The sequence below is a fragment of the Paenibacillus xylanilyticus genome, assembly GCF_009664365.1.
In the GTDB taxonomy this organism is placed as follows: Bacteria; Bacillota; Bacilli; order Paenibacillales; family Paenibacillaceae; genus Paenibacillus; species Paenibacillus xylanilyticus_A.
In genome coordinates this window covers 3,326,999-3,351,128 of record NZ_CP044310.1, presented here as the reverse complement: position 1 = coordinate 3,351,128, position 24,130 = coordinate 3,326,999, and the positions used below count along the sequence as shown (strand labels likewise).

General features: G+C 46.7%; 16 protein-coding genes. 12 read left to right on the top strand and 4 right to left on the bottom strand.

Annotation, left to right across the window (positions count from 1 at the left end; genetic code table 11):
• The first annotated feature begins 76 nt into the window (after positions 1 to 76).
• The gene (locus F4V51_RS14960; RefSeq protein WP_153978603.1) at positions 77 to 1,825 is read left to right on the top strand and encodes a CotH kinase family protein; all 1,749 of its coding nucleotides are present in this window, start codon (positions 77 to 79) and stop codon (positions 1,823 to 1,825) included.
• Positions 1,826 to 2,542: 717 nt separating this feature from the next.
• Here the strand turns inward: F4V51_RS14960 and F4V51_RS14955 are convergent.
• Positions 2,543 to 3,607 carry a GntR family transcriptional regulator gene (locus tag F4V51_RS14955; protein WP_153978602.1) on the bottom strand — a complete coding sequence of 355 codons (1,065 nt, stop codon included), beginning with the start codon at positions 3,605 to 3,607 and terminating at the stop codon, positions 2,543 to 2,545.
• Positions 3,608 to 3,868: 261 nt separating this feature from the next.
• On the opposite strand from F4V51_RS14955, the gene F4V51_RS14950 reads away from it, so the two are divergent.
• The 4 genes from F4V51_RS14950 (at position 3,869) to F4V51_RS14935 (ending at position 8,049) form a co-directional block, all read left to right on the top strand.
• Positions 3,869 to 5,206: an ABC transporter substrate-binding protein gene (locus F4V51_RS14950; RefSeq protein ID WP_153978601.1), complete on the top strand. Its 1,338-nt coding sequence runs from the start codon at positions 3,869 to 3,871 to the stop codon at positions 5,204 to 5,206.
• 84 nt (positions 5,207 to 5,290) lie between these two features.
• Positions 5,291 to 6,187, top strand: a complete 897-nt coding sequence (locus F4V51_RS14945; protein ID WP_153978600.1) for a carbohydrate ABC transporter permease — start codon at positions 5,291 to 5,293, stop codon at positions 6,185 to 6,187.
• Between the two features lies 1 nt (position 6,188).
• The gene (locus F4V51_RS14940; protein ID WP_193722503.1) at positions 6,189 to 7,037 is read left to right on the top strand and encodes a carbohydrate ABC transporter permease; all 849 of its coding nucleotides are present in this window, start codon (positions 6,189 to 6,191) and stop codon (positions 7,035 to 7,037) included.
• A 28-nt stretch (positions 7,038 to 7,065) separates the two neighbouring features.
• Positions 7,066 to 8,049, top strand: coding sequence for a glycoside hydrolase family 43 protein (locus F4V51_RS14935; protein ID WP_153978599.1), 984 nt, complete (start codon positions 7,066 to 7,068; stop codon positions 8,047 to 8,049).
• Positions 8,050 to 8,355: 306 nt separating this feature from the next.
• Here F4V51_RS14935 and F4V51_RS28850 read toward each other — a convergent pair whose 3' ends face one another.
• Both F4V51_RS28850 and F4V51_RS14930 read right to left on the bottom strand, forming a co-directional pair.
• Positions 8,356 to 8,730 carry a hypothetical protein gene (locus tag F4V51_RS28850; RefSeq protein WP_167301671.1) on the bottom strand — a complete coding sequence of 125 codons (375 nt, stop codon included), beginning with the start codon at positions 8,728 to 8,730 and terminating at the stop codon, positions 8,356 to 8,358.
• A 1,200-nt stretch (positions 8,731 to 9,930) separates the two neighbouring features.
• Positions 9,931 to 10,509: an isochorismatase family protein gene (locus F4V51_RS14930; protein WP_153978598.1), complete on the bottom strand. Its 579-nt coding sequence runs from the start codon at positions 10,507 to 10,509 to the stop codon at positions 9,931 to 9,933.
• Positions 10,510 to 10,640: 131 nt separating this feature from the next.
• On the opposite strand from F4V51_RS14930, the gene F4V51_RS14925 reads away from it, so the two are divergent.
• The 6 genes from F4V51_RS14925 (at position 10,641) to F4V51_RS14900 (ending at position 21,477) form a co-directional block, all read left to right on the top strand.
• A complete protein-coding gene (locus F4V51_RS14925; protein WP_162009937.1) occupies positions 10,641 to 11,522 on the top strand; it encodes a TetR/AcrR family transcriptional regulator in 882 nt (293 codons plus the stop codon).
• Positions 11,523 to 11,627: 105 nt separating this feature from the next.
• Complete coding sequence (locus F4V51_RS14920) at positions 11,628 to 12,446, top strand: helix-turn-helix transcriptional regulator (protein ID WP_153978596.1); 819 nt, start codon at positions 11,628 to 11,630, stop codon at positions 12,444 to 12,446.
• A gap of 86 nt (positions 12,447 to 12,532) precedes the next feature.
• Positions 12,533 to 12,910, top strand: coding sequence for a VOC family protein (locus F4V51_RS14915; RefSeq protein ID WP_153978595.1), 378 nt, complete (start codon positions 12,533 to 12,535; stop codon positions 12,908 to 12,910).
• Between the two features lie 573 nt (positions 12,911 to 13,483).
• Entirely contained in the window at positions 13,484 to 15,361 is a 1,878-nt protein-coding gene (locus F4V51_RS14910) for an S-layer homology domain-containing protein (RefSeq protein WP_153978594.1), read from the top strand.
• Positions 15,306 to 16,310, top strand: coding sequence for an Ig-like domain-containing protein (locus F4V51_RS14905; protein ID WP_153978593.1), 1,005 nt, complete (start codon positions 15,306 to 15,308; stop codon positions 16,308 to 16,310). Before F4V51_RS14910 ends, F4V51_RS14905 begins: the two co-directional genes overlap by 56 nt.
• 61 nt (positions 16,311 to 16,371) lie before the next feature.
• A complete protein-coding gene (locus tag F4V51_RS14900) occupies positions 16,372 to 21,477 on the top strand; it encodes an S-layer homology domain-containing protein (RefSeq protein WP_153978592.1) in 5,106 nt (1,701 codons plus the stop codon).
• Positions 21,478 to 22,000: 523 nt separating this feature from the next.
• Here the strand turns inward: F4V51_RS14900 and F4V51_RS14895 are convergent.
• Positions 22,001 to 22,855 (bottom strand): SDR family NAD(P)-dependent oxidoreductase, encoded by an 855-nt coding sequence (locus F4V51_RS14895; protein ID WP_236146557.1) that lies wholly within the window; start codon positions 22,853 to 22,855, stop codon positions 22,001 to 22,003.
• 146 nt (positions 22,856 to 23,001) lie between these two features.
• Between F4V51_RS14895 and F4V51_RS14890 the strand changes: the two genes are divergently transcribed.
• The gene (locus F4V51_RS14890) at positions 23,002 to 23,883 is read left to right on the top strand and encodes a LysR family transcriptional regulator (RefSeq protein WP_153978591.1); all 882 of its coding nucleotides are present in this window, start codon (positions 23,002 to 23,004) and stop codon (positions 23,881 to 23,883) included.
• Positions 23,884 to 24,130: the final 247 nt, after the last annotated feature.

The window sequence follows — 24,130 nt, the reverse complement described above, 5'->3', positions numbered from 1 at the left end:
ATTTCAGATTCATTTAAGTAAAGGTTTTTAAAATGATTTCATATCAGAGATTAGCACTCAAAGAGGTGGATGAAAAATGAAACTAAACAAATGGACCAAGCTGGCCTGGGTGGCGATATTATGTTCTTCAGTATTAACAGCTTGCAGTTCGGACAGCCAAGGAACTGCGAACGAAACGAGTACAGAGAATCAAAGCACATCTGACGGAACGGCGCAAACAACAGCATATGCAGATCAGTTTGATAAAACACAGATCATGTCCATCTCCATTGACGCAGAAGAAGATGCATGGCAAGAAATGCTTGATAACCCAATGGATGAAACGTACATTTCCGCTGATATCACGATTAATGGAACAACGATCAAAAACGTCGGCATTCGTCCAAAAGGTAACTCCAGCCTAAGTCAAGTGGCGCAAGACGATACGACAGACCGTTATAGCTTCAAAATTAAATTTGATGAATATGTCAAAGATCAAACGTGGGAGGGGCTTGATAAACTCGTCGTTAATAACATGATCCAGGACAGTAGTTATATGAAGGAATACCTAAGTTACGACATCATGAGCTATATTGGTGTGGATGCCCCTTTGTTCTCTTTTGCAAACATTAGCGTTAATGGGGACACCTGGGGACTTTATCTGGCTGTTGAAGATATCGATGGCTCATTTAAAACCCGTGCCAAAAATGATGAAGGTGAAATATACAAGCCGAACAATGATGACAATGGTATGGGGATGCCGGCAGGCAATCCTCCAACTCAAGGAGATACAACTGCCGACGGAGATCAACAGACTGCCCGAGCTCCGATGGAAGGCATGGAACCTCCATATGGCACTGGGTTCCCGGATATGTATAGGATGCAAGGTGAATATGGTGAGAATGGTTGGCCGCAGGGAGGCATGGGTGGAAACGGTGGCTTTGGCGGCATGAACGGCGGAGGCAGCGGCGTTTCACTAGAATATACGGATGATGAAATCTCCAGTTATTCCGCAATCTTCGACAATGCCAAAACGAAGACAACGGAGGAAGATGAACAACGTGTAATCGAAGCTCTCAAAAACTTGAGCACAGGCACCGAATTGGAGAAATATGTGGATGTGGATGCCGTGCTGAAATATTTTGCGGCGCATACAGTCGTAGTGAATCTGGACAGCTATACGTCCAACATGGGACATAACTATTATTTGTATGAAAATGACGGAAAAATTAGTATGTTACCATGGGACTACAACTTAGCATTCGGTGGCTTTATGTCGGGTAGCGCATCCGATGTCGTGAATCTGGCGATCGACACGCCGGTATCCGGTGTCACCATGGAGGAACGGCCTATCTTGAGCAAATTGCTTGAGGTGTCAGAGTACAAAGAGAAGTATCATGAATACCTGCAAGAGATTGTGGATGGTTACTTTGCGGATGGAAAATTTGAGGAGAAGGTGCAAAGCCTGAACGACTTGATCGCAGAATCGGTGAAGGCAGATCCTACGGCATTCGTAACGTATGATGAGTACGAGGAGGCTGTAGCCGAGTTGTCCAAACTGGGTAAACTGCGTGCAGAAAGTATACAAGGACAGCTGGACGGAGATATCCCTGCCACGACGGATGAACAGCAGGCTAGTCCAGATTCCCTAGTTGATGCTTCATCCATCGACCTGTCCAAATTGGGCGATAGCATGGGTGGTAAAGGCATGGGAGGCGGAGGACGAGGATTTGGTGGAGGTCAGCGAAAAGATCAAACCGAACAGTCCACTGACTCCAGCACAAGCACGAGTACCAGCAACAACAGTAACAACAGTAACAACAGCACTAGTACGGAATCTAAATAATTTAACAACATATTCCCGCGACCAAGGTGCACTATGTTGCTAAATGGGGCGAAGTATGTTGTATATGAAATGACAAAGAGGTCTATGCCGAAAAGGCAAGGACCTCTTTTGTTGCGTTTATCGTGATGTCCTTTCGGATTAGGTAGTTATCAAAATAATATCACGATGGAAAAATGTAACGACATTAAAGCCCGGGAACCAGTACAAAGCTGCGACCCTTAAAAAGTTGTCTGATTTACTGTTGACGGTCCGGCAATTCCCGAAGTAGGGGGGATGCCCTCCTTTATCCGTTAGCGAATAAAAAAACGGAAATTACTAAACTTAGGTCTCCTGTATTAAGAGATTGGAGAAGCAAACTCTAATATAAGTTCATTAATCTACAACAAAGTAGAGCAGTTAGCCGGCGGGCAGCTGCTCTTTATTTAGCACACGGGTATACCCTTAGAATAAATACAATGCAGCTGATTAAGGTGACTTAGCAGGAATTCGTATTCAATAGTATTTCACGCATAATACGGCAGTTGATATAGATCTCTTCCGATCCTTTTTGAAATCAAAATCTTACGGTGGACAAGCCATTGGAAAAACGGGTGGTCAGAATTGCGCTATTTGTGCAGACAAGAGCTTATGAAAATTGTTTAGTAAGGGACCGATCAACATTATTATTAAAGCATTATACATATCGACGGCTCAACAGGAGCATTTAATGGGTGTATGTCAAGGGAAGATGAGTTGAACAGGGATGACGGCGTTCTTAGGAGAATAAATATATTCCATTTGTTCACGTAACAGCTTTACGGCTATTCGTGCCATTTCCTGTTCATCCTGCTGTACATAAGCTACGCCTGAAAGATGTGGATTATCAAATGATAGTAGTTCGATAGTTGAGCGAACGTTTAGATGACTGATAGCCGCCGATGTAAGGCGTGCTGTTTCTTCAGTCAAGGAGAAGACTGCCGAAATTCCACTGTGGTCCTGCATGAAGTCAATTACATAGTCTAATGCTTGCTCGCTGCGTAGAATGTCGAGAGGGATGTGACACCACAAGCTCTTGTCAATCGAGATGCCTTGATTTGTGTACGCCTGCTCGAAGCCGAGCGTGCGATCCTCTATGGCTGTATTGGCATTTTCAGGTGAGATGAGCGCAATCTGCTGATGTCTCTTGGATAGCAAATGGGAGACCGCCTTGTATGCACCGCCGTAATTGTCGGATGTAATGGTGTAGGTCTCAATGTTGCGCAGATATCGGTCGATGAACACGCACGGGAATTTATCGAGCGACAGACGGAGTAATGATTCGTTGTACTTCTCATCTTCGGTTGGAAAAACGATCAGCCCCTTCACACCGAGCTCCGTTAGTGTATGAATGACGTTTGACTCGATAGAGGAGGACTCGCGCGTGATGCTTAGTACCATGCTGAGGCCGGCTTCTTGCAGGAAGTGTTCCGTGTAGTCAACGAGCTTCTGAATGACACGGGTTCTCATCGTCGGAATGATGAAGCCGATGAGCGGCATGGAGGGCGCGCTGGGTGAGGAAGGTGGAGAATTGATGCTAGAAACAGCAAGACTAGAAGAGACGAATGAGCCTTTGCCTTGTACGCGTATAATAAATCCTTCGTCAGCTAGTAAGGTTAGCGCGTTCTTGACGGTTATTTTACTTACTCTGAATTCGTCCATTAGTTCTTGCTCAGAAGGAATGCGGTCCGTTGGCCGAAGCCGCCCTGATTTAATTTTTTGAATAATATCTTCTCGAATTTGTTTGTAGAGCGCCAGCTTTTTCAAAAAGTTGCATCTCCCCATAAACTTTATGATTTTATAATCAATTGGTTATATAAAGCATATTTTATCTATATTATAATACGGCATGTAAAGCGCTTACAATATGAAATCTGAGAAATTGCTGCGAAGGGGTCTTTTCTTTGAACGGTTAGAAATATGTTAAGGATGGTGGTGCCAAGGTGAATTGAAACCGCTTAAATTAACAGAACTAACTAGTCAGCCGACTTTTCAAATGCATAACAAAAAAGAGAGGATGACGAACAAATGAAAAAACGCAGTGCTTTAATCTCCATCGTTACACTCCTTATTATGTCACTTGTTTTTACAGCATGTGGTAATCCTTCTGATTCAAAAACGGAAACACAGCAATTAGGCACTAATGCCGGTGAGAATGCAACAGAATTATCATTTTGGACATTTGTAGATTTGCACGGCAAGCATTTGGATAAAATGCTGGGGTTATGGAACCAACAGAACCCAGACAAACAGATTAAGTTGAATGTAACAGTTATGCCTTACGATGATATGCACAATAAACTCTTATTGGCAGTTACAAGCGGAAAAGGTGCTCCTGATATCGCGGATATCGAGCTTGGTCAATTCCCTAAATTCTTGGAAGGTGATAACGTTCCACTGGAATCTTTGAATGATGTATTTACACCCTACAATGACGTTGTTGTTCCTTCACGTGTCGAGATATACTCCAAAGCCGATCAGGTTTATGGCTTCGATTATCACGTAGGTGCTACGCTTGCTTTTTACAACACTGAAATTCTCGAGCAAGCAGGTGTTGACTACAAGACAATCAAAACGTGGGAAGATTACAAACAAGCAGGTATCAAGGTTTATGAAAAGACTGGCAAGTACTTAGGTACTGCCGATACATCAGCTACGTGGCAAGCATCGCTGCTGCTAGCTCAGCAAAACGCTGATTTTACAGACGAAAATGGTAATCCAAAAGTGAACTCGCCTGAAATGATTAAAGCGTATGAAATGCTAGTCGATCTGCAGAAGAACAATGTTATTCATACGATCCCTGGAGGACAACCCGACACAGAAGAAGCCAAAGGCGAATACAACAAAGGCAACTACGCAAGCGCATTGATGCCTGAGTGGTACATGTCCCGCTTTGTAAACGAAATGAAGGACCTTAAAGGTAAATATGCCATTGCTCCTTTGCCTGTATTTGAAGAAGGGAATCCTCGTTCTGTTGGCTTAGGTGGTACTGGCACAGTTGTAACTAAGAATGGTAAAGACGTTCAGCTGGCAAAAGAATTTGTAGCCTTTGCTAAGCTTTCGAAAGAAGCTACTACTGAAATCTGGAATACGCTTGGATTCGATCCAATCAACATGGAAGTATGGAAAGATGATGCAGTAACGAAAAACCCTGATAATGAATACGTCCAATACTTTAAAACAAACGCATTTGATACTTTGAATGAAATCAAAGACGAAATTCAAGCGATCAAATCCGTTAAAGCATCACCGACGATCGGCAATGTCTTCAATACGGTTACTTTGAATGCGATCTTTGAAGATGGCCAAGACGTGAAGGAAGCGCTGGATGAAGCACAAGAAGCAATTGAACAAGAATTGAAATAAATAGTATAAGCAAATGATTTGATTAAACCTGTCGGCAGGTATAGTGGTCGGCAGGTTTAACCTTAGTCAAGGGAGATTGAGAATATGATAAAGAAATTTGTATACTCTCAAAAAGTCGCGCCTTATGTTTTTGTATTGCCATTTATACTTACATTTCTGATCTTCTGGTTTTATCCGCTTCTAAATTCATTCGTCATGAGCTTTCAAGATAAGATGTTGGGACAGGATCCTAAATGGATTGGTGAAGCGAATTATTCGAAATTGCTTACAGATAAAGTGTTTTTGACGGCTATTAAAAATAGCGTTGTGTACATGTTAGGAACCTTAGTGCTGTTAATTCCCTTTCCCATGTTATTCGCCGTGATGATCAACAGTAAGTTAATGATGGGAAGAGAGTTTTTTAAATCGTCGTTCTTTCTCCCTGCATTGACATCTGTCGCAGTTGCGGGTACCATTTTCCGCCTTACATTCGGTGAAATGGAAGGTTCATTAATGAACAGTTTCCTGGGTCTATTTGGTGTAGAGCCTATTAAATTCTTGAAAGACGGAGAATGGAGTATGGCAGCACTGTTAATCCTCGCATGTTGGAGATGGACAGGTGTTAATATGCTTTACTATCTATCCGGTTTGAAAAGCATTGACAATGAATATTATGAGGCCGCTTCAATTGATGGAGCATCTGCCTGGCAGAAGTTTAGAACGATCACAATGCCATTATTGAAGCCGACCACGGTATATGTTACGACCATTAGTGTTTATGCAGGTTTAGCTATGTTTACCGAGAGCCTGATGATGTTTAACGGTAACAATTCACCTAAAAATATTGGCTTAACCATTGTCGGATATCTATATAGACAGGGGATTGAGAAAAATAAGCTGGGTTACGCAGCTGCAGTTGGTATCATTCTGTTAATCATTGCTATGATTATTAATTTAACGCAGTTGAAATTTAGTGGAATGTTCAAAAAGGAGGAGGATTAAAGTGGGCAAAAGTCAGACGAGGGATAATTTCATTTCCAGAATAGTTATTATTTGTTTCTTCGTTCTACTATTCGTTATAATTATGATCCCATTCTATGCAGTGGCCCTATCTTCCTTCAAACCAGGTGAATCATTAATTAGATATGGTCTTAACCTAAGTTTGGATTTTAGTATTATGAGTTTTGACAATTTCATCTATCTGTTTACTGGAGAACATGATTATTTTGTTTGGTTTTGGAACAGTATGACTTTAACAATCGTTCAAGTGATTTTAACACTTTTTGTAAGCGCATTTGTTGGATACGGTTTTGCAGCCTATGATTTTAAAGGTAAGAACTTCCTCTTTATATGTGTTTTGCTCATTATGATGGTGCCTTTCGAAATACTGCTGGTTCCTTTGTACAGCCTAATTAATGATTTGAAAATGGTGAATAGCTATTCAGCAATCATTCTGCCGGGTATAGCCAATGCCGCGACAATATTTTTCTTTAGGCAATATCTAAGAAGCATACCCAAAGAGATTATTCAATCTGGGCGGGTCGATGGCGCAAATGAGTATGCGATTTATTTCAGACTAATTATGCCGATTATGAAGCCATCCTTTGCGGCAATGGCCATTTTGAATGGGATGAATAGCTGGAATAATCTGTTGTGGCCATTCATGGTGCTCGGAGATCAGAGTAAATTCACACTTCCAATCGGCTTGAAAACGCTGTTAACTCCTTATGGCAATAACTATGACCTCTTGATCGTGGGCTCCTTTTTCTCCATCATTCCAATTTTCATCCTGTTTATTGCTTTCCAGAAATATTTCATAGACGGTATGACTGCAGGTGCTGTTAAAGGGTAGTAAAAATTAAGATGAAACAGGTGATAAAATGGAAATCCAGCAACGAGCGTTACACGACATTCAACCATTAATAGAGCAGAGAGCAGATCCTTTTATGTACCGACATTCGGACGGTTATTATTACTTCGTAGCATCCGTTCCGGAGTATGATCGAATTGAAATCCGTAGAGCTGAGAATCTTGAGGGGCTTGTTACATCAACTCCAGTAGTGATCTGGAGAAAGCGCGAGACGGGTATCCTTAGTGCCAATATTTGGGCGCCTGAACTGCATTTTATTGATGACAAATGGTACGTATATTTTGCTGCCGCACACACGACTGATACGAATGAAGGCTTGTTCGACCATCGGATGTATGTGCTAGAGAATGAAAATGCCAATCCGCTCGAAGGCAGTTGGACGGAAAGAGGACAGATTCGTACCGCGTGGGAAAGCTTCTCCCTTGATGCCACTATCTTTGAGCATAATGGCAGCCGTTATTACGTATGGGCACAAAAGGATCCGAATATCGCAGGTAACTCTAATCTGTATATATCTAAAATGAGCAATCCGTGGACGCTGACTGGACCGCAAACGATGATTTCGATGCCGGAATATGACTGGGAGATCATTGGTTATAAAGTGAACGAAGGCGCGGCATTTCTTCGCAACGGTAATCGGGTATTCCTTTCTTACTCGGCTAGCGCTACTGATTTCAATTATTGCATGGGACTGCTTGAAGCTGATGCGGATGCTGATTTGCTCGATGCAACCTCATGGCGCAAGTCACACACAGCGGTTTTCTCGACAGATGAGAGCATCTCTATGTATGGTCCTGGTCATAATTCCTTCACGGTGTCAGAGACGGGCGAAAAGACGCTATTTGTGTTCCACGCAAGAACATACAAGAACATTATAGGAGATCCGCTGTACGATCCGAATCGCCATACATTTGTAACAGAGCTTATGTGGACGGCTGATGGCAGACCCGATTTCCGCGGCTCTGTTGCAGCACTTGCACGTTCTGTACAGTGAACGAGTGTCCCAACAAGGTTGGTTGATGGATTTGAGTTCGTTTATCCTACTCGCCAAAGAGAGATAGTAAGAAAGTCGAAGGCACCCTACTGGGTGTCTTCGATGTCGCTCTAAACGATAATGCGCCGAATAGTACCACAAGTAGTTAAAGTGAATGATATAAATGATGAGAAGCTCACGCTCTTATTTTTGGACCTCTAGCCAGATCTGGTCAATTTTATTAGAAGATGAATAACTTCAAGTTTACAATTTTGGAGTGCAGAAAAAAAAGAGACACGGACATTACTCCAGCGTCTCTGATTTTTATCATAGATTACTTTTTTCTCCTTGTTCCGTGGCTTCTCCGCCTATGAAACAGAGTATCTCAATATCATCAATGTCTATCATCTTATCCTTTTCTGCATCGTAGTACTCCCCATATAGAAATAGGGACTCATTCTTCCTGCTCAATAAATAAGGAATAATTTTCTCGCAAAATTCTGTAACACTATGAAACATCGATTCTGGGGCAATTCCTGATTCATCGATAACGAATAACTCTTTGTGAACCGTAAGGGCAGGGTTGCGATTTAAATGATACAGCCCAAAAGAGGTATTCTTGCGATACTCATCGTAAATGGGTATTTCTATCTTCTCAATGAAATCTCCATCCGTATAGTTCAAGGTTAACTTTGCGGTCATCTTCATTCTCCTTTTTATCATAAAATTAAGTGCCCTATTGAAATTATTCTCGAGAAGGACTCTCAAGACTACTTCCACATGAATGCTAAATTTGCCTTCTAAGCATGGGGTTTTTGATTGGTACCTACAATATGAGGATTTTGAGCTACTTATGATACGGTTCAGCTTAACACAAGTAGTGGTAAAGCGTAACGTGGAACTAACGGTAAGTCTGAATAGCAATTAACAAAGATACGACTGCAGGGCAGTACACTAATTCAGGTCATATCTTTGTTAACAATCATTAAGCTAACGGGCAGGTAAGTTTCGTATTGCTTTAAACCCAAATTAATGTTGTTGTAGTACTTTTTACTTGTTGTTTGGCATGTTCTAATTCTTTGGCTATAATTCCAATACCTTCTTCAATTTCTTGTTCCGATGTGCGCACGATGCCAAGACGCAGTATTGAAATCCGAAAGAGAAATTGCCACAAATACCCCTCCAGCAAATTCAATTGAACAGCGATATTCTACAGGGAGTCAACTTCGTACAGATTCTCTTAACTGAATCATTCGGTGATAGTATATGTCTTTCATTTGCTTGGCATGGTGGTCATACATACCGGACTTGATATAAATCTCAAGTACACCTTGAGATAGTACAGAGGTACTTAGATCCGCCTTTTGCTTGTGCAAACGAAGCAGTGGAATTAAAGCATGCAGTATCGTTGATGTTAAAAAATTGAATTTTTGAAGCAGTTCATCTGAAAAGATTGACGGTTTTTTGTGTTAACCCGGACAGGATAATTTATGAAAGGAAAGGGGAAAGTAAACGGCAATTTAGTTGGAAATATATTGTCGAGAGACAAGAACACAGTCCCCTTTCCGATTAGATGAATATCTAAGGGTGAGGCAAGCCTAACTTCGGCAAACATCCTCGTACGGACTCATCTCATTGCGTTGGCCACGGGAATCAAGGCTGCTTTTGTTAAGTTTAAAAGATATAACAGTGTATAAGTCATGGCATGAACTAGTGCACCAACTAAGATTAGGTAGTGATTTAAGAGCCAATAGTTTAGAAAAGTTAAAGCAAAGTCACTTTGTTTGTTGCGTGCCCTTGCTTTAACTTGAAGAGACCAGTGTCGTAGAAAAATAACATGGTATCATTTCAGATGCGTGATTGTTAAAATACCTCTCAGCGATTAAGTCCTTTGATGGGTATCTATGATTGAAGTGCTGCACAAGCGAGAATCTCTTCGGTCGTGCGGATTCGGCCGATACGTGGGAAGATGACTTTGCTAACGTGCTCATGTTCTGCCTCGCTGAATCCAGTCATGGCGTCGATCGCAAAAATTATCTGGTACCCATGAGCAAATGCTTCTCGCGCCGTTGTATCAACTCCGATCCCTGAAGCAATTCCGCAGAGTACGATCGTAGTAATGCCTCTCCGGCGCAATTGTTGATCCAGATCCGTCCCGTAAAATGCACCCCACTGACGCTTAGTAATTAGATGGTCGTTAGCAGTGACTCCAATTTCAGGCACAATTTCATCCCAACCAGGCACCAGTTTGATCGCTGGAGGTTCTTGATCCAGCAGGGGACGAGGCATGTCTTTGAAATCTTTCGAAGAAACGCGTACGAGTCCAACGAAAGCACCTGCCTCACGGAAAGTTTGAACCATGGCAGAGGCACGTTCGACAACTTGTTCTGCCGAATGAGGGGCGTATTGGTTTCCGATCCATTTCTGTAAGTCGATTACGATTAAGGCTGTTTTAGAAAATTGATATAAATGCTCATTCATATTAATCACACTCCAGTTTCAGTTTGTCCATTATTGACTGTTAGTACAAAATTATGAACATAGAGTTCTTTGACTCTATGTTCATAATTTTGTACTATGGGTTTAACGTTGTCAAGAGGAGATGCATGAGCATGAGCGTAACGAAGCAAGATATCATTTATTCGGCTTCTAAGATGTTTAAAGAAAAAGGTTATCTGGCAACATCCATTCAGGAAATAGCCCAGGACTGTTCCATAGCAAAGGGCACCGTGTACAAATTTTTCCCTTCTAAAGAGGATTTGTTGTGCGTGGTTTTCGACCAATGCCAATTGGCCTATTTTGATCAGGCTGAACGTTTGAAAGATATCGGAACGGGAAGCCCTCAGGAGCGACTTGTGGATCAGATCATATTTCGTTTTCAGTATTTCATGGAATATCGTCATATTATGGTGGATTTCATTGAACTACCGATTACGCAATACGAAACTTTTCGCAAATTGAGGAACCACGTTCGTGAGCGAATGATGGAGTGGCACAGATCATGGCTTGTAGAAGTCTATGGTCATAGAATCGAACCGTATCTCTGGGATTTGATCTTTATTTACCGGGCAATTCTAAAAGATTATCTGCAGCGCGTCATCTCCGAAGAGAATCTATTGTCCGTTGAGGATACAGCTTGGTTTATCGTTGATAAGATAGATGCGCTAGTCAACCACATGTCCAAGTCAGGTTCGAACGGACTGCTTGGGAAAAGCGCATATGAAACATTTATTCATTCAGGCTCAAACAACTGGGATGGTGAAAAAGAACGGATTACCGAAGAGTTGCTCGGCAGAGTGATTGCTATCATTGAAGCATGGAAGGGTGGGGCAGAGCGCCGTAAAGAATTGCAAGAGATTGTTCAATTGTTGAATAGCGAGATTGATCAGACTGAGTCAAAGAGGTCGGTTATTCAAGCGCTCTGCGCTTATTTGGAACAAGAGAAAGAACTAAGAAGTACAGTTATTCAGTTAAAGCAAACCCTCCTTTCGTAGGTTAGGGATGTTGGTGGATTGGCGCTAGCTAAGAAATATGTAATATGCTAAGGGAAAGACGTTAAACAAGAGGTTTATCATTTTAGTTAGGAGGAAGAAGCGCAGATGCCCCATCCTTACCACCCCTTGCATGCTCCACATTTGCAGCCGCAGTTGCATCTCCCCTCACATTGCTTCCGGGAGTTTGCGCCGAGCCGTCGCCTAGCGTCGCATGTAGCAGCCTATTGGACGGTCGATTTTCTGCCGGTACCGGGAAATCCGGGGAATCGAGTCATCCCCGATGGTTGTGTCGATATTATAGTGGACCTGTTCGCTTCATCAAGCAGGCAAGCCGCTTATGTCGTTGGACTAACGACGCAAGTCGAGGTTTTGCAATTTGTTAAAGCTCGCTCGGTATGGGGCATCCGGTTGTATTCGGAGTCGGCCCGCACGATCCTGAAGGCTCCAATATCGACATTAAAGACAAATCGTATGTTTTTGGAGGAGTTCTGGGGGCAAGAGGCTCTAGATTGGGTAGAAAAGTTGCTGACTGCCCAATCGATACCAGACAGGATCGAAGTCGTCGAGCAGCAATTGAGCCAAATACTGGCTGCGACCGAGTCGCCTGCTCCCACTTTGGTCTATCAGAGCTTACAGTATATATACGAGGTCAAAGGTAATCTTTCCGTAACGGAATTAGCGGATAAAGTGAACTTCAGCGAGAGGCATCTAAGAAGAGCCTTTGAACTGGAACTTGGCCTCAGCCCGAAGGAGATGCTCGGCATCGTCCGCTTTCAAAGCGTGCTGGGGGAATTGTACAGCGGAGACTATTCCAGTTTAACTGATTTGGCGCTTCAACACGGGTACTACGATCAGTCGCACTTCTCGAGCGTTTTCAAGCGATATTACGGACTTCCACTTAAACAGCTGACCAAGCTGGAGTGAGGAAGTCCGTTTTTTACTATTTTGCAATGCAGGTCAATTCCTATAATAGGAGTGAAAATCAAGCAAGATGAGGGGAGTTGCAAAGTATGACGGTAAAGTTGAAACGAGTCGGGATTTACGTAGAGGAGATGAAGAGGGCGTTGGATTTTTATCGCGTGCTGGGTCTGGCAATTCCAGACGGCGCCGACGAAGCGCATCACGTAGATGTGGAGCAAGAAGGAATAATTTTTGCATTCGACATGGTTGAATCGGTAAAGAGCGTTTTTGAAGGCTGGGAAGATCCGATCGGCTACCGGACTGAGCTCGCCTTTCAGTTCTCCAGCAACGAAGCGTTGGATGACGTGTACCAACAGTTGATGACACTTGGGTATGACGTCTTCCTCGAACCGCGAGATACTCCGTGGGGAGAGCGATATGCGATCATAAAGGATCCCGATAACAATTTAATCAGTCTCGTCTCTTAGCGAAGAGAAGGAATGTGGATTAAACAACAAAGAAATAGGAAGCACACTGTCGCCAGTGTATCTTCACCAAATGAATATTACCGAATGAATTGAGCGAATGGTTGCTATATTTCAACCGTAACAGGGAGCAGGCCGCTGTGGCCTGCTCTTTTTCATATAACTAACGGGAAACGAAAACTAACTTGAATCTATGTTTGACTATGATTCACTTAGGAACACGTAGGAATGCCTTTGAATAAAAGTGATTCGGATGCATTGTTGTTTGAACAGGCCTTAGCCAGAGGGGGGGCGTAAACTTCGCTGTTTGAATGATACGGTGAACACAATATGCACCTATAAATTTACATGCCAGCCTTTAGGCTCCTCCAGCAAAAAGCGTGGCTACCGCGATGGTGATTACGGATGCGTTTATTTTTCGATTCGTTTTATATTCGACAAAAACGGACATGAAGCAACAAATTTTGCAAAATGGCCTTTTGTGTATTCAAAGTCACCGTCTCCCGTCCGATATAGTTAATGTAAAATTGCTTATTCAATAGACTTCGATACAGTTTTTTAGAGGGGAAAAGACAGATGACAAAAAAGACATTTACAACATGGTTGATTGCAACCAGTGTAGCTGCGGCAGCTATGGCGCCGTCCGGCTCGATATTTGCATCCCCGAATCTTGCGAAGACATCGGAGGCATTGTTCAGCGATTGGGGGCAGACTAATCCATCTCTTCGGGAAGCCGTTAAACAAGCCTCGGAGTTAGGCTTGATAAGTGGCGATCCTTCAGGTAAGTTCCGACCCTTAGATACGCTTACAAGACAGGAGCTCGCGGTTCTACTGGCGAGGTCTTTGCATATTAACCCCTTGAAGGCAAAATCCTCTTCTTTTCATGACGTTTCGGCTAGCGCTTGGGCGCATCCGTATATTGAAGCCGTAAAGGCGGCGGGAATCATGCAGGGGGATGGCAAAAATTTCCGTCCCGGCGCCCGCGTCACCCGTGAGGAATTGGCCGCAACCCTCATGAAAAGCGTTCGACCTGATATGACGACTGTCGAAGCTGATTATCCGGCCCCGTTCGAGGACCATTCACAGGTCAGTTCGTGGGCCAAACAGGCGGTCCAAGACGTGTTGACGCTCGGCATGATGGATTTAATAGACGAACATTTTGCTCCGAAGCAGGCTGTGCAGCGTCAAGAAGCCGCTGCATCGCTTGTGCAAGCCTTCCAACCCGGCAAGCAGGCGGCCGCATTGGATTGGACCGACGGACAGCGTATTTCGATCGGCGGCCAAACGTATCTGATCGGCGATTCGCTGAAAGGGCTGCTGCGTATCGAAAATAACGCCATCCTCAAAGGCGCAAAAGTTCGTTTTGCCGCGTCAGGTGGCACATTGAATCGAATTGATTTCCTGGAGATCGTTCAAAGCGGAGAAAACCCGGCTGACGGCGAAGCGGAATTTTCGCGAAACATCGTGCTTGACGCTCAAGGAGACCGGATCGAAGGTAGCGTCGTAATCGCTGGTGATTTCGTTTCCGTAAGAAATTTGACGGTCGATGGCGACTTCGAGATTTCGCAGTCTTTGTATCATGATTTTTACGGCTATGATGTCACGGTACTGGGCAATACGGTCATCAATGGCGGCGATGCCCATACCGTTGTTTTTGAAAATGCCAAGCTGCAAACCGTCGACATTAATAAAAAGGAAGTGCGGGTGGATGCAGCCGGTACTACGACGGTCAAGGACTTTCTGATTTATTCCAGCACGACGCTGATTGGAGAAGCAGATTCGACTATCGAACGCGTTACGTTAAAGGACGGCGCTGAAAAAGTGGACATCTCGGCTTCGATCAATTCCCTGATCGTAGGTTCAAGCGCAAACATAAATCTGGCGACGGGCAGCCGCATTCAACAGATAGAAGTTACCAATCGAGCGGCCAAATTGAAGATTCAACCGGGTGTGAACGTAGCCGATATCAAACTGCCGGCTAATGTCGATATTTCTGCAATTGTTTCGAATTACGAGCAAGTTCGGAGCCAGATCGGGAACGTGAACGGCACGAAGCCTGCTTCTCCGACGGTTCAACCTTCGCCGGCGGCGCCGCAGAACCCAACGCCGAATCCGGGCACACCGGCGCCGCAGGACCCAACACCAGATCCGGGCACATCGACGCCGCAGGACCCGACACCAGATCCGGGCACATCGACGCCGCAGGACCCGACACCAGATCCGGGCACACCGACGCCGCAGGACCCGACACCAGATCCGGGCACATCGACCGCAGGACCCGACGCCAGATCCGGGCACACCGACGCCGCAGGACCCGACACCAGATCCGGGCACATCGACGCCGCAGGACCCAACACCAGATCCGGGCACACCGGAGCCGAATCATGCGCCTACGGTTGTGAATCCGATCGGCGACATGACGGTTCAGGCTGGACAATCGGCAGAAGATATTGATCTGAGCACCGTATTCGCGGACGAGGACGGTGATTCTTTGACGCTGTCGGCCGAATCTTCGAACAACAACGTGGCGACGGTCAGCGTCTCACCGGACAACAAACTGCAAATCGCGCCGCTTGCCGGCGGATCTACCACCATTACCGTAGCGGCGAATGATGATAAAGGTGGTACGCAAACCGCAACCTTCATGCTCAACGTAAACCGCGCGCCATATACAGTCAATGCCGTAGCAGATCAAAACGCAAGGTTGGAAGAAGGCGACGTAACGATCAATTTATCCGGCATCTTCGCGGACGAGGAGGGAGATGAATTGAACGTCTCCGCCGTATCGGAAGATCCAAATGTGGCCGCGGTCAGAAAGTCCGATGACGGCAGTCAGCTGATCATCACCCCAGTATCTGCGGGATCCGTGAAAATCGTGCTTACCGCAGCGGACGCCGCGGGTGGAAAGGGCACAGAAGAGTTCGAGGTCAGCGTAGCTCCCGCTTATGCAAAAACTCCGTTCTTCTCCGAAGTCGATTGGGGCAGCGAATCGAATCAATATTTTGAAATCTATAATCCGACGAACAGCTCGATCGGCCTGGATCAGATTGTCATCGAATGGGGCGATTCAGGAAGCATGACCCTTTCGGATGCGGATCCCGGCGTCAGCGGCATAATCGATCTGTCCGCAGGCAGTGTGATTACGATCTCGGATAGTCTTTCCGATTTGCAGGACCCGCAGCTGCAGTACATGTTCAATATATATTACGATTATTCGGAACCGATTGACGTTAAGCTTATCGTGAATGGTGTCGTCGTGGACAGTATCGTCTTTACGCCGGACGTATCCGCGTTCCGCAAAGGCGGCAGATTGGCGGGAAGCAGCACCTACGACTCTACCGAATGGAACACGCAGTCTTACGATTCATCTTTGCAGGATTTGGGCACGTACACGGACAAATAAAGCATGCAAACGAACTCTTTCATACGGCAGCTGAGAAATATAAGTAAAAGGGGATATACAAGTGAAGAGTCGTTTACTCAAATTGCTGGTCGCGACCAGCGTCTTGGCCACTGCGATCGGACCGAACGCAGAATTTGCTTTTGCGGAAAAAGAAAATAAAGCATCGAGTTTGGAACCGGTTTTCCTCGACCTCGCGCAGGTTCCGGCTGCGCAGCGTCAGGCTATTCTCGAAGCAGCCGGGCTTGGCTTTCTGACCGGTGGATCGGACGGGCGTTTTCGCCCCCAATCCACGCTGACTCGGCAGGAACTGGCCGTCGTGCTGACAAGAATCCTTAAGCTCGAAGTGAAAGAAACGAGCCGTTCTTCTTTCAAAGATGTTACGTCTAAAACATGGGGACGCAACTATATTGAGGCAGCCGCTAAGGCCGGTCTGATGAAAGGAGACGCGCAGAAGTATTTCCGCGCTGATGCGCCTGTCACACGGCAGGAGCTGGCCGCCGTGCTGGTTCAAGCCGCCAAAAGCGCCCAAACCAAAACGAACGATAAAATGGTGCTTCAGGATGAGAAAGCCGTCGGTGCATGGGCGAAAAACGCCGTGCAATCCGTGCTGGGGAACGGATGGATGGAGACGCAGAACGGTTCTTTCCTTCCCAAGCAGGCCGTGAAGCGGCAGGAGATTGCAAGTGTTTTCATGGAAGCTTTTTATCCTGACAAACTGTCTGGTGTCACTCGGACAATTCAGAACGTTTCCGAGCAGGGCGTGACGATTAATGGTTACACGTACGCCTTCTCGGAACGGACGAAAGGAATTCTGAGTCAGTCAAACAGCGCGATTTTGCAGGGGGCGAAGATCCGGTTCGAAGCGTCGGGACGCAATCTGGACAAGATTACGTACCTGGAACTGCGACACGGAGGATCGGCCGCTTCAAAAGGCGCTAAAGAATTCAGCGCAAATTCTCTGCTGGATGGTAAACAGGGCATTGTCGACGGTGACGTTAAAGTCGCAGACGACTATATTTCTCTGGCAAACCTGAAGATTGCGGGCAACCTCGAGATTGGCAAAGAGCTGGAGAACGACTTTTACGGCAGTGGGATTGAAGTGCAAGGAAATACGATTGTCAACGGAGGAGACGCGAATACCGTCGTCTTCGAAGGCTCGAACCTAGCTTCCGTTGATGTCAATAAAACGAATGTGAGAGTCGAGGTACTCGGCCAAACTTTCATGCAGGCGATGAACGTGAACGTCGATTCGACGATCGTCGGGTCTTCGCAAGCCGCAATCGACCAGATCAACGTGAAGGGAGCGGCCCAGCAGGTCAACCTGCAGGGATCGATCGATTCGGTCACCGTAAGTACCGGTTCCACGATTACCGGATCGGCAAATATTGGTCAGATGACGGTCCAGACGGCTGTTCCTGTTACGTTAAACACGACGGGAACCATCGCTAAACTTAACGTCACCCAATCTTCGGCGGCAATTACCGTCGGGTCGAACCTGACGATAAACAGCCTTACGACGCCGGCGGGCGTGGCAGCAAGCTCGGTGATCAGCAATTATTCCACCGTTCAATCGCAGATCGGCAGTACAGGCGGCGCGGCAGCTGTCAATGCGGCTCCTGTCAACAGTGCACCGATCGTTCGAAATCCGATCAAGGACTTTACAATGACCATCGGCGAAAAGAAGACGATCAATCTCTCTCAAGTGTTTGACGATGTCGACGGCAACCTGTCGTACTATAAAGCGCTGCTGGTCAAAGCGGCTTCTGCGCCCGAACTGGTCACGGTAACGATAGACGGCAACAATTTGACGCTCGAAGCGAAACTCGCGGGCAAAATCACGGTACGTACGCAGGCTTATGATTCTAATAATGCCCGCATTAACCACGATTTCACGGTAACGGTAAACAGGAATCCGGTCGCGTCGGATGTTCCTGAGCAGGTAGCAACGCTCGATGCAGAAGCAAGCACATTGGACCTGAGCGCATACTTTACGGATCCGGACGGGGATGCGCTGTCTTACAAAGTTGTATCAAGCGACGAAAATGTCATTGCCGCTTCCATATCCGGCAAGCTGCTGCAGATGGAGGCAATTGCACTGGGACAAACGAAGGTTACTGTGACGGCCGAAGACGGTAAAGGCGGTACGGTCACCAAGGATATCGTTGTTCGTGTCAATCGTTCGCCGCAAACCCTGAACCCCCTTCCGGATCGCAAAGCTTCGATCGGAACGGATGTACAGGTCGACCTCTCGGACGCTTTCCAAGATCCTGACGGAGACGCCCTGACTTTTGAAGCTTCTTCGCAAAACGTGTCTTCGGCAGCCGCGGTCGCAAGCGGCAGCGCTCTGACAGTCACACCTCTTGCGGAAGGCCCAGTGTCCGTCACCGTCACGGCCAAAGACGGCAAAGGCGGAACGGCGAGCCAAACGTTCACCATCTACGTGAACCACAGCCCCAAACTTGACCGGTCCCCGGGTGTGCAGGAATCGATGGTAGGAAAAGGCGATGTCTTCGTAGAATTGGACGGCATGTTCAGTGATGTGGACGGCGACCCGCTGACCTATGAGGTTCAGTCGGCGTCGTCAGCCGTTGCAACCGCAGAGCTTGACTCGAATAACCGGATTCGCTTGTCTCCAGTTTCGGGCGGCGATACATTCGTAACCGTTACAGCAAACGATGGCCGGGGAGGAACGGCGAGTGGAACCTTCGATATTAAGGTCAATGAGGCACCGACGGTTAAGCAGCCCGCCAGAAACCGCTCTATCCAATTGACGGGCGGAGATGTGGCGGTCGATCTTGCGAATGTCTTCCAGGACGTAAACGCCGACAGTCTTACGTTGGTGGCGGAATCCGGCGATCCGGCGATCTTGACGGTCGGCGTAAGCGGGACACAATTGACGCTGGCCCCAGTTTCCGCGGGCAGTTCGACCGTGAAAGTAACGGCGGACGACGGCCGCGGTGGCCAGGTCAGTGACAGCTTTGCCGTGCGGGTCAATCGAGTTCCACAGACGGAAGGTTCTCTTGCCGATCAGCTGCTGACAATCGGTAGCGGAGCGGCAAAAATTGACGTGACCAGCGCATTTTCTGACGATGACGGCGATGTCCTGACGTACAAAGCGACAGCAGCCGATCCTTCCATTGCTGCGGTATCCGTCACGAACGGTGAAATCACGGTCGATCCGCTGACTGCCGGAACAACCACGATTACGGTCACGGCGAATGATGGATATGATGGCGAAGCGAGCAAAACGTTCGACGTGACCGTCAACCGTGCTCCGATCGTCGATCAAGCCGTATCGGATCAGCTGATTACGCTCGGAGCTGGAGACGTCACTCTCGATCTGAGCCAGGCTTTCCGTGACGAAGACGGCGACCTGCTGACGCTGACCGCTTCTTCGCTCTCCGAAGACCGGGTATCCGTTTCGCTGAACGCTGCTTCCAAAGAGCTTTCGCTTCGTCCGATTGCCGGAGGATCGGCTTCGATCCGCATCCAGGCGGAAGACGGCCGTGGCGGTAAGAAAGATCAGACTATCAAGGTCGAGGTCAACCAGGCTCCGCTGGCGGGGGATCTGGCCGGTCGTACGCTGTCGCTCGGAAGCACGGATCAAAAGATCGACTTGAGCGGCGTATTTACGGATGCAGATGGGGACACCTTGTCGCTCGTCGCGATTTCTGCCGATTCTTCGATTATGGATGCCATGTTGGACGGCAAGCAGCTGACGCTGACGGCAGTGTCGCTGGGTACCACGAACGTGACCGTTACCGCATCCGATTCGCGTGGCGGCACGGCTTCGAAGACGATCGCGGTCGAAGTAAGGCCGAACCGAGCACCGGTCGTGAAGCAAACCATCGCCGGACAAATCGTTCAACCGGGCAATGACATTGAGGTTGATCTTGCGGGCGTGTTCGACGATCCGGATGAAGATGATCTGACTTATGCAGCCGTATCCGCCGATACTGCACTTGCTTCCGTCTCGGTCGCGGGCGATCGGTTGACCGTAAGCGGCATTGCAGACGGAACGGCTATTATCACCGTGACCGCGACGGATGTAGTCGGAAACAAGATCAACACTTCGTTCCAAGTCGATGTATCGTCGAACGAAGCGCCGAAAGTTGTCGGTTCCGTTCCGGAACAAATGGTCGTGCCGGGATTCTCGACACAAGTCGCGGTTGACTCGCTGTTCCAAGACAGCGACGGCGATTCCCTGACGTATAGCGCGGAAGCGGCCGCCGGCGGGATGGTCGTTCCGAGCGTCAGCGGAAATGTGCTGAAGCTGGACTCCGGAACAAGCAGCGGCAAAACGCTAGTAACGGTAACGGCCGACGACGGACGGGGCGGAAAGGTAAGCACGACGATCCAGGTAACCGCGGTCGAAATCGTGCATCAGAAGACTATTGCGACCAAAGTCGGCCTTGCGAATGTCTCTTACGATCTGGCTCCTTACTTCTCGGCACAGCAGCCATTTACGGTCTATCGCGCGGAAAACGGCACATTGATCAAAGAAGGCTCGCAACTGCTGAGCGGCAGCGTATTGAACATGAATCCGGGCAATTCCGCCGGCACGGTCTCTTACTTCGTGATTTCCACAGACGGCAAAGCCGCTTCCGTTCAACTGAACGTACAGCAGCAGCAAGGCGCCGCTGCGTTCTTCTCAGAATATACGCGGGAAAATGCCATGAATATCGTGCTTGAAATGTACAATATGAATGAAGATGCAATCAACTATCAAATAATCGGATACCGTTATAATTTGAAAACCCAACAGATGGAGAGAATGCTTGATCGAGACTACCAACCGAATCTTTATGCGAACGTGATGAATATTTTTAAAGGAAATATCGGTCTCGTGATTAATAACGTATTCTATGAGTTTATGGATCGTACCCAGGTTCCGGGCTACCACGACGAACTCGTCATGAACTTGGATTCGAATTACAAATTCGAAGGCTATGTCGTCTGCGCGTTTGAATTGGTTCGAAACGGCCAGGTTATCGACGTGCTCGGAGACAAGAACTGGACGCCGGCTTTGGGCTCTGAACCACTGCCGACAAGCGGCACACTGATCCGTAAAAAAGGGGTCGCTACCGGCTCGAACACGTTCAGCCTGAACGGTGAATGGGACCTTCTTCCTTTCACGCTCGATAATGTCAACAAACACACACCGTAATTTCACGTAAAACGTAGTTAAATGAAAAAAGAGGGCTTTCCTTATGGAAATGCCCTTTTTTTCTTGCAAATCGGATTCCTGCTTGTTCGGTGAGCATAAAGGTGGCACACAATGACAATAGGCCAGTACAATCCCACTGCACAGCCAACGCTTTTGAGAAGAAGAGTTATTGAGAGATATTTTAAAACTTTAGCTGAGAACATGTAAATGTTGATGACCTGCGTACCTTAAAGGCTTATCTTCCTGACGGCAGCAAATTCGGTTATTTAACTGCTTGTGGCAGAGAAAGTTCGAGAAGAACAAATCAACAGGGAAAGGATCAATGAGATGGAAAACATGTTCCTATTGCCTCTAAGTCCGTGTATCTAATCGTCATCTTGTCCTTCAATTCATTAAACTAACGGGCAGTTTAGTTGAATTGAAGTCTACGTATCGGCTCACTTGGAAGTATCGTAAAGAAACAAGGGACAGACTGCTTTGTCGGCAGCTGCCCCTATCTCTTTACCATTTGCTAATTTCAAATCTAACGGTGGCTTCTCGGTGTTCCTTGTGCTCCGTCCGAAACAGTTTCCCATGTCTCCCAAGTGGCTAAACGATCAGCATAGACTCCGCGGACCAAAGGCAAGACCCCAGCGCCGACCGCAAAGCGCAGAGGTGGCTCCTCGGCGTCTATGATTCGAAGAATCGCATCGGCCGTCGCATTCGGATCGCCTCGTTCTTCTGTCGATAAACGAAGGGACACCTGATTTCGAAGTTCAGCGTAAACTTCCAATCCCTGTGATGTCTTCATGGAAAGGGGGCTTCCAAAGTCAGTTGCAAAGGCACCCGGCTCGAGCAAAGTGACCTTAATGCCGAAGCTTTTAACCTCCTGAGCGAGGCTATCGTGCAATGCTTCGACTGCCCATTTGGACGCGCAATAGAAGCCGATGAGCGGAGCTGCAACAATCCCCATGGCACTTGAGACGCCAAGAATGTGCCCGCTGCCCTGTAGTCGAAGCAGAGGCAGGGCAGCTTGGATCACACGAAGCGTACCAAAGTAATTGGTGTCAAATAGTTCGCGGACGTCGGATTCGTCAGCCTCTTCAGTCGTGCCAACCAGGGTGTAACCGGCGTTGTTTAAGACGACGTCCAGCCTGCCGAAATGCGCATGAGCCTGCTGAACGACATGCTCGACCTGCTGGGAATCTGTTACATCGAGCGCTAGGGGGAGAACCGCGTCTCCAAAACGTTCCTTAAGTTCGGCGATATTTTCGGGTGTTCGAGCAGTCGCGGCAACCTTATCCCCGCGAGAGAGTGCAGCCTCCGCCCAAATGCGCCCTAATCCGCGAGAGGCTCCTGTAATGAACCAGACTTTGTTTTCCATAGTATTCTCCTCCAATACAGTTCTTGTGTGTAGTATTTTTAAAGCTTCTGTTTTCTATTTCGTTCTTCTATAATGTTACGGTTTAGCAGGTTGATACGGAATTTCAAATAAGTTAGCATGGTATTAACTTATGGTTTATGCAAAAGGAGGAGCCTGCCTGAATGATTGAGCAATTAAAGACGTTTGTTCAAGTGGCGGAGTCCGGAAGTTTTTCTAAGGCAGCCGAAAAGCTTTTTATCTCTTCAACCGCTGTGATGAAACAAATGAATTTGTTGGAAAAGCAAACCGAAGTCCCACTTTTTATCCGTACCAACCACGGTGTTAGCCTCACAAAGGCAGGAGCAGCATTTATCAAAGATGCGGAATATATGCTGCAGTATTTTCAAGAATCTCTTATTCGCATGCATCACTCTGCACAGGCCGATCGGCATGTTGTTCGCGTGGGTACTTCTATGCTTAATCCCTGTAAGGTTTTAATTGATTTGTGGAATGGGATTAGCGACCGATACCCTCAATTTGTTATAAACATCGTTCATTTCGAAGATGACGCACATACACTCCCAACCACTTACCGCATGATTGGCCAATCACTAGATATCATTGCGGGGCCATTTCTTACAGATAATTTGAAAGATTACTACCGTGTACTCGAACTGGGGAGTTACCGCGTTTGCTTTGCCGTATCTCGGCAACATAGGCTGGCTTCAAGAAAAACACTTTCTGTAAAAGATTTGTATGGGGAAAGATTGGCTGTAGTGAATGGTGGGAATAGTGCCGTCATTCATGACCTACGTGATTTCCTAAAAACGGAACATCCTCAAATACAAATAAAAGATGTGCCGCGTCTCTATGATCTTGATGTGTTTAATCGCTGCGAGGAAAGTAATACCGTTATGTTAACGTTGGAGGCGTGGGCAGATATTCATCCATCCTTGGTGACGATCCCTAGTGATTTAGATTTCGTAGTTCCATATGGTTTAATATATCCATTACATCCATCCAAGGAAGTGGGTCAATTCTTAGAAATTATAAAAGAAATGTAAGGTAATGTTTTGCTGGCAGAAGTTTTATAGACGAATGCCCTTAGGTCCCAGTGCCCAAAGCTTAGGATGATGCAAAAATTCAGGGATAAGTAATCGCCGATATCTTTTGTGGCCTGTAACATCTAACTGACCGCATTTGAGGTCACCAGAAAAGCTCCTGTAAGAGGTTCAAACGCTGGTTGAAGTTCCTTTGTAATCTTGACTTTTCAATCATGGTAATTAAGGTATGCGTTCTGTCTGTTATCGC

What these genes read in the sequence shown, in the direction of transcription:
- F4V51_RS14960 (WP_153978603.1), top strand. Translation starts at nt 77, where the DNA reads ATGAAACTAAACAAATGGACCAAGCTGGCCTGGGTGGCGATATTATGT.
- F4V51_RS14910 (WP_153978594.1), top strand. Translation starts at nt 13,484, where the DNA reads ATGACAAAAAAGACATTTACAACATGGTTGATTGCAACCAGTGTAGCT.
- F4V51_RS14945 (WP_153978600.1), top strand. Translation starts at nt 5,291, where the DNA reads ATGATAAAGAAATTTGTATACTCTCAAAAAGTCGCGCCTTATGTTTTT.
- F4V51_RS14920 (WP_153978596.1), top strand. Translation starts at nt 11,628, where the DNA reads ATGCCCCATCCTTACCACCCCTTGCATGCTCCACATTTGCAGCCGCAG.
- F4V51_RS14950 (WP_153978601.1), top strand. Translation starts at nt 3,869, where the DNA reads ATGAAAAAACGCAGTGCTTTAATCTCCATCGTTACACTCCTTATTATG.
- F4V51_RS14930 (WP_153978598.1), bottom strand. Translation starts at nt 10,509, where the DNA reads ATGAATGAGCATTTATATCAATTTTCTAAAACAGCCTTAATCGTAATC.
- F4V51_RS14915 (WP_153978595.1), top strand. Translation starts at nt 12,533, where the DNA reads ATGACGGTAAAGTTGAAACGAGTCGGGATTTACGTAGAGGAGATGAAG.
- F4V51_RS14925 (WP_162009937.1), top strand. Translation starts at nt 10,641, where the DNA reads ATGAGCGTAACGAAGCAAGATATCATTTATTCGGCTTCTAAGATGTTT.
- F4V51_RS28850 (WP_167301671.1), bottom strand. Translation starts at nt 8,730, where the DNA reads ATGACCGCAAAGTTAACCTTGAACTATACGGATGGAGATTTCATTGAG.
- F4V51_RS14935 (WP_153978599.1), top strand. Translation starts at nt 7,066, where the DNA reads ATGGAAATCCAGCAACGAGCGTTACACGACATTCAACCATTAATAGAG.
- F4V51_RS14890 (WP_153978591.1), top strand. Translation starts at nt 23,002, where the DNA reads ATGATTGAGCAATTAAAGACGTTTGTTCAAGTGGCGGAGTCCGGAAGT.